Annotated in this window: 11 protein-coding genes; all 11 read right to left on the reverse strand. The window is 70.8% G+C overall.

From position 1 onward, the window contains the following. The coding region (locus BIV23_RS12800; RefSeq protein WP_281250142.1) for an S-adenosylmethionine synthetase N-terminal domain-containing protein at positions 1 to 632 on the reverse strand (632 nt) is incomplete at its 3' end. A gap of 264 nt (positions 633 to 896) precedes the next feature. Continuing rightward, a complete protein-coding gene (gene coaBC / locus BIV23_RS12805; protein WP_071380939.1) occupies positions 897 to 2,099 on the reverse strand; it encodes a bifunctional phosphopantothenoylcysteine decarboxylase/phosphopantothenate--cysteine ligase CoaBC in 1,203 nt (400 codons plus the stop codon). 99 nt (positions 2,100 to 2,198) lie between these two features. Next, on the reverse strand, positions 2,199 to 2,471 hold the full coding sequence (gene rpoZ, locus BIV23_RS12810; protein WP_005319902.1) for a DNA-directed RNA polymerase subunit omega: 273 nt from the start codon (positions 2,469 to 2,471) through the stop codon (positions 2,199 to 2,201). A gap of 38 nt (positions 2,472 to 2,509) precedes the next feature. After that, entirely contained in the window at positions 2,510 to 3,067 is a 558-nt protein-coding gene (gene gmk / locus BIV23_RS12815; protein ID WP_071380940.1) for a guanylate kinase, read from the reverse strand. Between the two features lie 72 nt (positions 3,068 to 3,139). Continuing rightward, positions 3,140 to 3,463 (reverse strand): integration host factor, encoded by a 324-nt coding sequence (locus tag BIV23_RS12820; RefSeq protein WP_003977346.1) that lies wholly within the window; start codon positions 3,461 to 3,463, stop codon positions 3,140 to 3,142. A gap of 299 nt (positions 3,464 to 3,762) precedes the next feature. Further along, the gene (gene pyrF, locus BIV23_RS12825; protein WP_071380941.1) at positions 3,763 to 4,608 is read right to left on the reverse strand and encodes an orotidine-5'-phosphate decarboxylase; all 846 of its coding nucleotides are present in this window, start codon (positions 4,606 to 4,608) and stop codon (positions 3,763 to 3,765) included. After that, positions 4,605 to 5,711: a quinone-dependent dihydroorotate dehydrogenase gene (locus BIV23_RS12830; RefSeq protein WP_071380942.1), complete on the reverse strand. Its 1,107-nt coding sequence runs from the start codon at positions 5,709 to 5,711 to the stop codon at positions 4,605 to 4,607. The genes pyrF and BIV23_RS12830 overlap by 4 nt, the downstream gene beginning before the upstream one ends. Positions 5,712 to 6,037: 326 nt before the next feature. Further along, on the reverse strand, positions 6,038 to 9,346 hold the full coding sequence (gene carB / locus BIV23_RS12835) for a carbamoyl-phosphate synthase large subunit (protein ID WP_071380943.1): 3,309 nt from the start codon (positions 9,344 to 9,346) through the stop codon (positions 6,038 to 6,040). Beyond that, entirely contained in the window at positions 9,339 to 10,481 is a 1,143-nt protein-coding gene (gene carA / locus BIV23_RS12840; RefSeq protein ID WP_071380944.1) for a glutamine-hydrolyzing carbamoyl-phosphate synthase small subunit, read from the reverse strand. Before carA ends, carB begins: the two co-directional genes overlap by 8 nt. Then, positions 10,478 to 11,038, reverse strand: a complete 561-nt coding sequence (locus BIV23_RS12845; protein WP_071380945.1) for a PH-like domain-containing protein — start codon at positions 11,036 to 11,038, stop codon at positions 10,478 to 10,480. The genes carA and BIV23_RS12845 overlap by 4 nt, the downstream gene beginning before the upstream one ends. Then, positions 11,035 to 12,321, reverse strand: a complete 1,287-nt coding sequence (locus BIV23_RS12850; RefSeq protein ID WP_071380946.1) for a dihydroorotase — start codon at positions 12,319 to 12,321, stop codon at positions 11,035 to 11,037. The genes BIV23_RS12845 and BIV23_RS12850 overlap by 4 nt, the downstream gene beginning before the upstream one ends. Position 12,322: the final 1 nt, after the last annotated feature.

Genomic DNA, 12,322 nt, shown 5'->3' on the forward strand with positions numbered 1-12,322 from the left:
GCCAGCAGCGACTCCAGGTCGATGTCGGAGGCGTGCTGCGAGGACACGACGACCGTGTCCAGACGCACGGCCTTGTCACCGTCGTACTCGATGGTGACCTGCGTCTTGCCGTCCGGGCGCAGGTAGGGGATCGTGCCGTTCTTGCGGACCTCGGACAGCCGCTTCGACAGGCGGTGCGCCAGGAAGACCGGCAGCGGCATCAGCGTCGGCGTCTCGTCGGACGCGTAGCCGAACATCAGGCCCTGGTCGCCCGCGCCCTGCCGGTCCAGCTCGTCGTCGTCGCCCTCGACCCGGTTCTCGTAGGCCGTGTCGACGCCCTGCGCGATGTCCGGGGACTGCGCGCCGATGGACACCGACACGCCGCAGGAGGCGCCGTCGAAGCCCTTCTTGGAGGAGTCGTAGCCGATCTCCAGGATCTTGTTGCGGACCAGGGTCGCGATGTCCGCGTACGCCTTGGTCGTGACCTCGCCGGCCACGTGCACCAGGCCGGTGGTGATCAGCGTCTCGACGGCGACCCGGGAGGTCGGGTCCTCGCGCAGAAGCGCGTCGAGAATCGTGTCGCTGATCTGGTCAGCGATCTTGTCGGGGTGGCCCTCGGTCACGGACTCCGAGGTGAACAGGCGACGGGACACAACGCTCCCTGTGGTTGCAGCGGCTGCTGGCTGATCATTTACTGTCGGCACGAGGGCTGCGCCTGATGCCGACCTGGAACAGTTTATCGGTCGCACTCGGCCGATGGGCCACAGTCTCACCTCTCGGGAGCGCTGTGACCTGCGGCACGCGCATTCTGCCCAATGCCCGGTGGCATTGGCCAGGGTCGCCACACACGAATCGAGGGGTGATCGAGAAGTCCTCGTGCGCGCCCCCAGCGGGCGTGCGCGGGGGCGCGCCGGGGCTCAGCGCAGGCGCTCGGCGACCAGGTCCCACACGGTGTCGGCCAGGGCTTCCTTGGGTCCGTGCGGCACGGGGGTCTCGCTGCCGTCGGCGCCCAGCACGACGGCCTCGTTCTCCTCGGCGCCGAAGGTCTTGCGCTCCCCCACCTCGTTGACGACGAGCAGGTCACAGCCCTTGCGGGCCAGCTTGGTGCGGCCGTTGGCGAGGACGTCGTCGGTCTCGGCGGCGAAGCCGACGACCACCTGTCCCGGCCGGGCACGATCGGCGGAAATCTCCGCAAGAATGTCCGGATTCCGCACCAGGACGATCGGCTCGGGCTCCTGGCCGTCCTTCTTCTTGATCTTCCCGGCGGCGTAGACGGCCGGTCGGAAGTCCGCGACGGCGGCGGCCATGACGACCGCGTCGGCGTCCGCCGCCGCCTTCACGACTGCCTCGCGCAGTTGGACCGCCGTGCCGACCGGGACGACGTCCACGCCCGCCGGGTCGGGCAGGCCGGTGTTGGCCGCGACCAGCGTGACCCGGGCGCCCCGGGCGGCGGCGGTGCGGGCGAGGGCGTAGCCCTGCTTGCCGGAGGAGCGGTTGCCGAGGAAGCGGACCGGGTCGAGGGGCTCACGGGTGCCGCCGGCCGACACGACCACGTGGCGGCCCCTCAGGTCGGGCTCGGTGACGCCCCGGGCCAGCACCCGGCGGCAGACCTCGAAGATCTCGGCCGGGTCGGGCAGCCGGCCCTTGCCGGTGTCGACGCCGGTGAGCCGGCCGACGGCGGGCTCGATGACGACGGCGCCGCGGCGGCGCAGCGTGGCCACGTTCTCCTGGGTGGCCGGGTGCTCCCACATCTCGGTGTGCATGGCGGGCGCGAAGACGACCGGACAGCGGGCGGTCAGGAGCGTGTTGGTCAGCAGGTCGTCGGCGAGGCCGTGGGCGGCCTTGGCGAGCGTGTCGGCCGTGGCGGGCGCGACGACGACGAGGTCGGCGCCCTGGCCGATACGGACGTGCGGGACCTCGTGGACGTCGTCCCAGACCTCCGTCGAGACGGGGTTGCCCGACAGCGCGGACCAGGTGGCGGCGCCGACGAAGTGCAGCGCCGAGCCGGTGGGGACGACGCGCACGTCATGACCCGACTCCGTCAGTCTGCGCAGCAGCTCACAGGCCTTGTACGCGGCGATTCCGCCGCTGACCCCCAGAACGACCTTCGGCTTGTCCACCGTCTCTCCCCGGCTCGGAACCTACGGGACCATCACACACCACAGGCCCGGCAGCGTGACTGCCGGGCCTGTGGATAAGTCAGTCGCGATCTGAAAGCACTACTGCGCGGGGCCCTCGATGGCCTCGGACGTCAGCAGACCCGCGTTGATCTCACGCAGGGCGATCGAGAGCGGCTTCTCGTGCACGTGGGTGTCGACGAGGGGACCGACGTACTCGAGGAGACCCTCGCCCAGCTGGGAGTAGTACGCGTTGATCTGACGGGCCCGCTTGGCGGCGTAGATCACGAGGCTGTACTTCGAGTCGGTGGCCTCAAGCAACTCGTCGATCGGCGGGTTGATGATGCCCTCGGGCGCGGTGATGGAAGAGGACACGCTCTACCTTCCGAAAGAGGGAAAAAGATCGAGAACGATCACACAACGTCCATCAAGGCTAGCAGCTCGCGCGCCACGTCCTCGACGGAGGTGTTGACCAAGGTCATGTCGAACTCCGGCTCGGCCGCCAACTCGGTCCTGGCCGCCTCCAGGCGGCGCTCGATGACCTCGGGCGACTCGGTGCCCCGGCCGGTCAGCCTGCGCACCAGCTCCTCCCAGGAGGGAGGAGCCAGGAACACCAGCCGGGCGTCGGACATCGACTCCCGGACCTGTCGGGCGCCCTGGAGATCGATCTCCAGCAGAACGGCCTCGCCGTTCTCCAGCCGCTCCAGCACGGCCGCGCGCGGCGTGCCGTAGCGGTTCCCGGCGAACTCGGCCCACTCCAGCAGCTCGCCGTTGGCGATCAGCTTGTCCATCTCCTCGTCGGTGACGAAGAAGTAGTGGACTCCGTGCCGCTCGCCGGGACGGGGCTTGCGGGTGGTGGCCGACACCGAGAGCCAGACCTCGGGGTGTTCCTTGCGCATATGGGCGACGACCGTGCTCTTGCCGACCCCCGAGGGGCCGGAGAGCACGGTCAGCCGCGGACGTTCACTCATGCAGCGATTATTCCAGCAATCCCGGGGTGCCCGGGACGCCCGGCCTGCTCCCCGTGGACCGGGGAGCCGGGCTCAGGAGCCGGTGCTGCCGAACTCACGCTCCAGGGAGGCGATCTGGTTGGAACCGAGACCCCGCACGCGGCGGCTCTCGGAGATGCCCAGACGCTCCATGATCTGCTTGGCGCGGACCTTGCCCACGCCGGGCAGCGACTCGAGCAGCGCGGAGACCTTCATCTTGCCGATGACGTCGTTCTCCTGGCCCTGCTTGATCACCTCGTGCAGGGAGGCACCGGAGTGCTTGAGTCGATTCTTGACCTCGGCCCGCTCCCGGCGAGCCGCGGCGGCCTTTTCGAGCGCGGCTGCGCGCTGTTCAGGGGTAAGGGGCGGAAGAGCCACGCCTACGTCACCTCGGATGTCGAACTGTCGGATACGGACCGGTGAGGAACCTAGTCGCCCCACACCTGGGGAGCCACGAGCAACACGCTGCCCGTTCTCCCCCACTGCCTGAAGGGCGTGGGAAGGGCCCCCACTGCTCGGAGACTAGCGGGCAAGTCCGCCAGAGTCAGCGAGAACAGCGGAAAAGTCCTGGTCAGCCTCCGTCAGGCCGGACATTTCAGACATAATGCCCCCGATTTGAGGATGTATTCACACTCAAGTCGCCGGCCCGCCGCCTGCCCGGCCGTACACCGGAGGGCTCAGGAACCTGCGACGACGGCCTGAATCTCCCCGGCGAACCGTTCCGCGGCCGCGCGCAGCGCCCCCGTGTCGGGACCGTGACGCAGAACACCCCGACTCACGTTCGGCACCACGTTGCGCAGCGCCGGGCCGAAGACCTTCGGAAGGTCGGCCGCCGTCGCCCCCTGCGCGCCGACGCCGGGCGCGAGGAGCGGGCCGTTGATCGCGAGGTCGTACGACGACAGGTCGCCGACCGTCGCGCCGACGACCGCGCCGAAGGAGCCCAGCGGCTCCTCCCCGGCGTTCTCGGCGGCCAGGTGGGCGAGCATGGTCGCGCCCACGCTGCGGCCGTCGGCGCGCACCGCGTGCTGCACCTCGGGGCCCTCCGGGTTCGAGGTCAGCGCCAGCACGAACAGGCCGGCGCCGCTCTCGCGGGCGAGGGCCACGGCCGGGCTGAGCGAGCCGTAGCCGAGGTACGGCGAGACCGTCAGGGCGTCCGAGAACAGCGGGGCGCCCTGGTGCAGGTACGCCTCCGCGTACCCGGCCATGGTGGAGCCGATGTCGCCGCGCTTGGCGTCCATCACGACCAGCGCGCCGGCCGCGCGCGCCTCCCGGACGACCGTCTCCAGGACGGCGACGCCGCGCGAGCCGAAGCGCTCGAAGAAGGCGCTCTGCGGCTTCATCACGGCGACCCGGTCGGCCACGGCCTCGACGACCGTGCGGCTGAACCGCTCCAGACCGGCCACGTCGTCGTTCAGACCCCAGCCGGCGAGCAGCGAGGCGTGCGGATCGATGCCGACGCACAGCGGGCCGCGCTCGTCCATGACGCGGCGCAGCCGGGCACCGAAGGGCTCCATCGAGGTCATGCGGGCTTCCTCACGTCGGCGCCGACCGCGTCGGCGAGGGTGGCGTAGGGGCTGGTGCGCAGGCGCGCGGCGAGGCCCTTGTGGATCGCGCGGGACCAGAAGGGCCCCTCGTAGATGAAGGCGCTGTAGCCCTGTACCAGCGTGGCGCCGGCCAGGATGCGCTGCCAGGCGTCCTCGGCGGTCTCGATGCCGCCGACGCCCACGAGGGTGATCCGGTCGCCCACGCGCGCGTACAGGCGGCGCAGGACCTCCAGGGAGCGCTCCTTGAGCGGAGCGCCGGACAGACCGCCGGTCTCCTGCACGAGCGCGGGCGCGGAGCGCAGGCCGAGGCCCTCGCGCGCGATGGTGGTGTTGGTGGCGATGATGCCGTCCAGGCCCAGCTCCACGGCCAGGTCGGCGACGGCGTCGACGTCCTCGTCGGCGAGGTCCGGGGCGATCTTCACCAGCAGCGGGACGCGGCGGTCGGCGACCGTGCGGTCGGCGGCCGCGCGCACGGCGGTCAGCAGCGGGCGCAGCGACTCGGTGGCCTGGAGGTTGCGCAGGCCGGGCGTGTTCGGCGAGGAGACGTTGACGACCAGGTAGTCGGCGTACGGCGCGAGCCGCTCGGCGGACTTCACGTAGTCGCCGACGGCCTCCGCCTCCGGGACGACCTTGGTCTTGCCGATGTTGACGCCCACGACGGTCCTGAAGACCGGCCTGCGGGTCGCGAGGCGGGCCGCCACGGCCAGGGAGCCGTCGTTGTTGAAGCCCATGCGGTTGATCAGCGCGCGGTCCGCGACGAGGCGGAACAGCCGCTTCTTGGGGTTGCCGGGCTGCGGCTCCCCCGTCACCGTGCCGATCTCGACGTGGTCGAAGCCCAGCATCGACATGCCGTCGATCGCGACGGCGTTCTTGTCGAAGCCCGCGGCGAGCCCGAAGGGGCCGTGCATGCGCAGCCCGAGGGCCTCGGTGCGCAGTTCCTTGTGACGGGGGGCGAGGGCGGCGGCGACGAAGGTGCGCAGCACGGGGACGCGCACGGCCAGACGGATCCAGCGGAAGGCCATGTAGTGGGCCTTCTCGGCGTCCATCCGCCGGAACACCAGACGGAAGAAGAGCTTGTACATCTCGGAAAAGTCCTCGGGGGTCCTCGTACAGAGGGGGACACCGTTTCCGGTGTCCCCCTCAGGGCTGCTAGGGGGTGTCGTTTGGATCATCCCGGCGTCGCGGGGTCTGGCACGCACATCTGCGGCGTTGTCGTCACTCGCCGACTCCCCCACGCTCGGCTTCTCCCCCACTCTCGGCTTCGCTCGAGCGGGAGGGGCCCCCAGCGCGGGAGGGGCCCCCACCGCGTCGACTCCCTCCTCCGCCCTGCATCTGCACGCACCAGACCCCGCTCGGGTCCGCCGGTCCGCACCGTTCGTCACGGCCGACCTGATCCAAACGACACCCCCTAGTCGCGGGCCGCGGTCAGGTGTTCCGCGTGTTCCTGGAGCGAACGGACGCCCACGTCACCGTGGTTGAGGGCGTCGATGCCCTGGACGGCCGCGGCGAGGGCCTGGACCGTCGTCAGGCACGGCACCGAACGGGCCACCGCCGCCGTACGGATGTCGTAGCCGTCGAGGCGACCGCCGGTGCCGTACGGGGTGTTGACGATGAGGTCGACCTCGCCGTCGTGGATGAGCTGGACGACGGTCCTCTCGCCGTTCGGGCCGACGCCCTCGGACTGCTTGCGCACCACGGTGGCGTTGATGCCGTTGCGCTTGAGGACCTCGGCGGTGCCGGACGTGGCGAGCAACTCGAAGCCGTGCGCGACCAGTTCGCGCGCCGGGAAGATCATCGAGCGCTTGTCGCGGTTGGCGACCGAGATGAACGCGCGGCCCTTGGTGGGCAGCGGGCCGTAGGCGCCGGCCTGGGACTTGGCGTACGCCGTGCCGAAGACCGAGTCGATGCCCATGACCTCACCCGTGGAACGCATCTCCGGGCCGAGGACCGTGTCGACGCCGCGGCCCTGGATGTCGCGGAAGCGCGACCACGGCATGACGGCCTCCTTGACGGAGATCGGCGCGTCCAGCGGCAGTTCGCCGCCGTCGCCGTTCGCCGGGAGCAGGCCCTCGGCGCGCAGTTCGGCGACGGTCGCGCCCAGCGAGATCCGGGCGGCGGCCTTGGCCAGCGGCACCGCGGTCGCCTTCGAGGTGAAGGGCACGGTGCGCGAGGCGCGCGGGTTGGCCTCCAGGACGTAGAGGATGTCGCCGGCCATCGCGAACTGGATGTTGATCAGGCCGCGCACGCCGACGCCCTTGGCGATGGCCTCCGTCGAGGCCCGCAGGCGCTTGATGTCGTAGCCGCCCAGGGTGATCGGGGGCAGGGCACAGGCGGAGTCGCCGGAGTGGATGCCGGCCTCCTCGATGTGCTCCATGACGCCGCCGAGGTACAGCTCCTCGCCGTCGTAGAGGGCGTCGACGTCGATCTCGATCGCGTCGTCCAGGAAGCGGTCGACGAGCACCGGCCGGGAGGGGCTGATCTCGGTCGACTCGGCGATGTAGGCCGCGAGGCGGGTCTCGTCGTAGACGATCTCCATGCCCCGGCCGCCGAGGACGTACGAGGGCCGGACGAGCACCGGGTAGCCGATCTCGTCGGCGATGGCCTTGGCGCCCTCGAAGGTGGTGGCCGTGCCGTGCTTCGGGGCGGGCAGGCCCGCCTCGGCGAGGACCCGGCCGAAGGCGCCGCGGTCCTCGGCGGCGTGGATGGCCTCCGGCGAGGTGCCGACGACCGGTACGCCGTTGTCCTTCAGGGCCTGGGCGAGGCCCAGCGGGGTCTGGCCGCCCAGCTGCACGATCACGCCCGCCACCGGGCCGGCCTGCTGCTCGGCGTGGACGATCTCCAGCACGTCCTCCAGCGTCAGCGGCTCGAAGTACAGGCGGTCGGAGGTGTCGTAGTCCGTGGAGACGGTCTCCGGGTTGCAGTTGACCATCACCGTCTCGTAGCCCGCGTCGCTCAGCGCGAAGGAGGCGTGGACGCAGGAGTAGTCGAACTCGATGCCCTGGCCGATGCGGTTCGGGCCGGAGCCCAGGATGATGACGGCCGGCTTCTCGCGGGGCGCGACCTCGGACTCCTCGTCGTAGGAGGAGTAGAAGTACGGCGTCTTCGCGGCGAACTCGGCGGCGCAGGTGTCGACCGTCTTGTAGACCGGGCGGATGCCGAGGGCGTGCCGCACCTCGCGGACGACGTCCTCGCGCAGGCCGCGGATCTCGGCGATCTGCTGGTCGGAGAAGCCGTGGCGCTTGGCCTCGGCGAGCAGCTCGCCGGTCAGCTCGGGCGCCTCGGCCAGCTCGTCCGCGACCTCCTTGATCAGGAAGAGCTGGTCCACGAACCAGGGGTCGATCTTCGTGTACGCGAAGACCTCCTCGGGCGTGGCGCCCGCGCGGATGGCCTGCATGACCGTGTTGATCCGGCCGTCGGTGGGCCGTACGGACTCCGCCAGGAGCGCCGCCTTGTCACCCGTCTCGCCGACGAAGGTGAACTGGCTGCCCTTCTTCTCCAGCGAGCGCAGCGCCTTCTGGAAGGCCTCGGTGAAGTTGCGGCCGATGGCCATGGCCTCGCCGACCGACTTCATGGTCGTGGTCAGTGTGGAGTCGGCCTGCGGGAACTTCTCGAACGCGAAGCGCGGGGCCTTGACGACGACGTAGTCGAGCGTGGGCTCGAAGGAGGCCGGGGTCTCCTGCGTGATGTCGTTCGGGATCTCGTCCAGCGTGTAGCCGACGGCCAGCTTGGCGGCGATCTTCGCGATCGGGAAGCCGGTGGCCTTGGAGGCGAGGGCGGACGAGCGGGACACCCGCGGGTTCATCTCGATGACGATCACGCGACCGTCCTCGGGGTTCACCGCGAACTGGATGTTGCAGCCGCCGGTGTCGACGCCGACCTCGCGGATCACGGCGATGCCGATGTCGCGCAGGATCTGGTACTCGCGGTCGGTCAGCGTCATCGCGGGCGCGACGGTGATCGAGTCACCGGTGTGCACGCCCATCGGGTCGAAGTTCTCGATGGAGCAGACGACCACGACGTTGTCGTTCTTGTCGCGCATCAGCTCCAGCTCGTACTCCTTCCAGCCGAGGATGGACTCCTCCAGGAGCACCTCGGTGGTCGGGGAGAGCGTGAGGCCCTGGCCGGCGATGCGGCGCAGCTCCTCCTCGTCGTGCGCGAAGCCGGAACCGGCGCCGCCCATGGTGAAGGACGGGCGGACGACGACCGGGTAGCCGCCGAGGGTCTCGACCCCCTGGAGGACGTCCTCCATGGAGTGGCAGATGACCGAGCGGGCGGACTCGCCGTGGCCGGTCTTGCGCCGGACCTCCTCCACGACGTCCTTGAACAGGTCGCGGTCCTCGCCCTTGTGGATCGCCTCGGGCTTGGCGCCGATCAGCTCGACGCCGTACTTCTCCAGTACACCGTTGTCGTGCAGCGAGATCGCGGTGTTCAGGGCCGTCTGGCCGCCCAGGGTGGGCAGCAAGGCGTCGGGGCGCTCCTTGGCGATGATCTTCTCGACGAACTCGGGGGTGATCGGCTCGACGTAGGTCGCGTCGGCGATCTCCGGGTCGGTCATGATCGTCGCCGGGTTGGAGTTGACGAGGACGACGCGCAGGCCCTCGGCCCTGAGCACGCGGCACGCCTGGGTGCCGGAGTAGTCGAACTCGGCGGCCTGGCCGATGACGATCGGGCCGGAGCCGATGACCAGGACGGACTGGATATCGGTGCGCTTAGGCACGCTGGCCCTCCATCAGGGAAACGAAGCGGTCGAACAGGTAGGCGGCGTCGTGCGGGCCCGCTGCCGCTTCAGGGTGGTACTGGACGGAGAAGGCCGGCTGGTCGAGCAGCTGCAGCCCCTCCACGACGTCGTCGTTCAGGCAGACGTGCGAGACCTCGGCGCGGCCGAACCTCGTCTCGCTGACCCGGTCGAGCGGCGCGTCCACGGCGAAGCCGTGGTTGTGCGCGGTGACCTCGACCTTGCCGGTCGTGCGGTCCTGGACCGGCTGGTTGATGCCCCGGTGGCCGTACTTCAGCTTGTAGGTGCCGAAGCCGAGGGCGCGGCCGAGGATCTGGTTGCCGAAGCAGATGCCGAACAACGGCGTCCTGCGCTCCAGTACGGCGGTCATGAGCGCCACCGGGCCGTCGGCCGTGGCCGGGTCGCCGGGGCCGTTGGAGAAGAACACGCCGTCCGGCTCGACGGCGTAGACGTCGTCGGGCGTGGCGGTGGCGGGCAGGACGTGCACCTCGATGCCGCGCTCGGCCATGCGGTGCGGGGTCATGCCCTTGATGCCGAGGTCGATCGCGGCGACGGTGAACTTCTTCGCACCGACGGCCGGGACGACGTAGGCCTCCTTGGTGGCGACCTCTTCGTACAGCGAGGCGCCCTTCATGTGCGGCTGGGCCTGCACGCGCGCGAGGAGCTCCGCCTCGGCGGCGATCGCCGCGCCGGAGAAGACGCCTGCGCGCATCGAGCCGCGCTCGCGCAGGTGGCGGGTGAGCGCGCGGGTGTCGATGCCGGAGATGCCGACCACGCCCTGGCGCTCCAGCTCGTCGTCCAGGGAGCGCTTGGCCCGCCAGTTGGACGGCACGCGCGCGGGGTCGCGCACGACGTAGCCGGAGACCCAGATGCGGCTCGACTCGTCGTCCTCATCGTTCCAGCCCGTGTTGCCGATCTGCGGGGCGGTCGCGACGACGATCTGGCGGTCGTACGACGGGTCGGTCAGGGTTTCCTGGTAGCCGGTCATGCCGGTGGAGAACACGGCCTCGCCGAAGGTCTCCCCCACGGCCCCGTAGGCACGGCCGCGGAAGATCCGGCCGTCCTCCAGGACGAGTACGGCGGGAACCTTGGCGGCTCCCCTGGTGGAGGTCGTCATCGTGCGCCTTCCGTGTCGTTGATCATGTGGTTCAGGGTGTCGACCCACTCCGCGTGCTCGGCCGCCCGGTCGGAGCGGAAGCCGGAGTCGATCAGCTTGTCGCCGAGCGCCCAGGTCACCACCAGCAGGCCGCCCTCGGGCAGGACCTTGCCGGCGATGGCCGCCTCCAGCCGGGCCCCGCGCAGTGCGGCGGTGGGGACGAAGAAGTCGGACGCTCCGGGGCGCTCCACCTCCAGGCCCGCCTCGGTCAGGGTCAGCTCGGCCCGGCTGCGGGTGCCCAGGCCGTGGGCCACGATCCGGTCCAGCCACTGCCCGGCGGTGGTGGAGCCGTGGTAGCGGCCGCTCAGCTTCAGTTTGGCCGGGCCCGTCTCCTCCGGCGCGCCGGGCGGCTCCGGAAGGTCGCTCTGGAGCGTGCCGCGCCACTTCCAGCCCTCGCGCATCAGCCAGTAGACCAGCGCGATGAACAGGACGAGTCCGACGAGCCAGCCGATGCGGGCCGGCCAGTCGGTGACGTCGGCCGACTTCCTGGCCTCGGCCAGCAGGATGAGAGGTGTCACGTGAGCTTCCCGTCGACGAGCGTGGCCTTGCCCCGCAGCCACGTGTGCGTCACACGGCCCGGCAGCTCACGCCCCTGGTAGGGGGTGTTGCGGCTGCGCGAGGCGAAGCCCGCGGGGTCCACCTGACCACGGTATTCCGTGTCGACGAGGGTGAGGTTGGCGGGCTCACCGGCCGAGACGGGACGGCCGTGCCCGGTGGCCTGTCCGATCTGCGCGGGCTTGGCGGACATCCGGTCGGCGACGCCGGCCCAGTCCAGCAGGCCCGTGTCGACCATGGTCTCCTGGACCACCGACAACGCGGTCTCCAGCCCCACCATCCCCATGGCGGCCGCGGCCCACTCGCAGTCCTTGTCCTCGTGCGGGTGCGGGGCGTGGTCGGTGGCGACGATGTCGATCGTGCCGTCGGCCAGGGCCTCGCGCAGGGCGTGCACGTCCCGCTCGGTGCGCAGCGGCGGGTTGACCTTGTAGACCGGGTTGTACGTGCGGACCAGCTCGTCGGTGAGGAGGAGGTGGTGCGGGGTGACCTCGGCGGTGACGTCGATGCCGCGGGACTTGGCCCAGCGGACGATCTCGACGCTGCCGGCGGTCGACAGGTGGCAGATGTGGACGCGGGAGCCGACGTGCTCGGCGAGCAGGACGTCCCGGGCGATGATCGATTCCTCGGCCACCGCCGGCCAGCCCCCGAGCCCCAGCTCGGCGGAGACGACACCCTCGTTCATCTGGGCGCCCTCGGTGAGGCGCGGCTCCTGCGCGTGCTGGGCGACGACCCCGCCGAAGGCCTTCACGTATTCCAGGGCGCGGCGCATGATCACGGCGTCGTCCACGCACTTGCCGTCGTCGGAGAAGACGGTGACCCCGGCGGCCGACTCGTGCATGGCGCCGAGCTCGGCGAGCTTCCTGCCCTCCAGGCCGACGGTGACGGCGCCGATGGGCTGGACGTCGCAGTAGCCGTGCTCGCGGCCGAGCCGGTAGACCTGCTCGACGACACCGGCGGTGTCGGCGACCGGGAAGGTGTTGGCCATGGCGAACACGGCCGTGTAGCCGCCGGAGGCGGCCGCGCGCGTGCCGGTCAGCACCGTCTCGGAGTCCTCGCGGCCAGGCTCGCGCAGGTGAGTGTGCAGGTCGACCAGGCCCGGCAGCAGCACCTTGCCGCCGGCCTCCACGACCTCCGCGCCCTCGGCGGACAGGCCGGTGCCGACCGCCTCGATGACCTCGCCGTCGATCAGCACGTCCTGCGGCTCGCCGCCGAGCACCTTCGCACCACGGATCAGGATCTTGCTCATG

The sequence above is a fragment of the Streptomyces monashensis genome, assembly GCF_001866665.1.
Taxonomy (GTDB): domain Bacteria; phylum Actinomycetota; class Actinomycetes; order Streptomycetales; family Streptomycetaceae; genus Streptomyces; species Streptomyces monashensis.

Bases quoted from the DNA above. Each gene is read 5' to 3' on its own strand.
- gmk (WP_071380940.1), bottom strand. From the start codon at position 3,067: ATGAGTGAACGTCCGCGGCTGACCGTGCTCTCCGGCCCCTCGGGGGTC.
- pyrF (WP_071380941.1), bottom strand. From the start codon at position 4,608: ATGACCTCGATGGAGCCCTTCGGTGCCCGGCTGCGCCGCGTCATGGAC.
- BIV23_RS12830 (WP_071380942.1), bottom strand. From the start codon at position 5,711: ATGTACAAGCTCTTCTTCCGTCTGGTGTTCCGGCGGATGGACGCCGAG.
- carA (WP_071380944.1), bottom strand. From the start codon at position 10,481: ATGACGACCTCCACCAGGGGAGCCGCCAAGGTTCCCGCCGTACTCGTC.
- BIV23_RS12850 (WP_071380946.1), bottom strand. From the start codon at position 12,321: ATGAGCAAGATCCTGATCCGTGGTGCGAAGGTGCTCGGCGGCGAGCCG.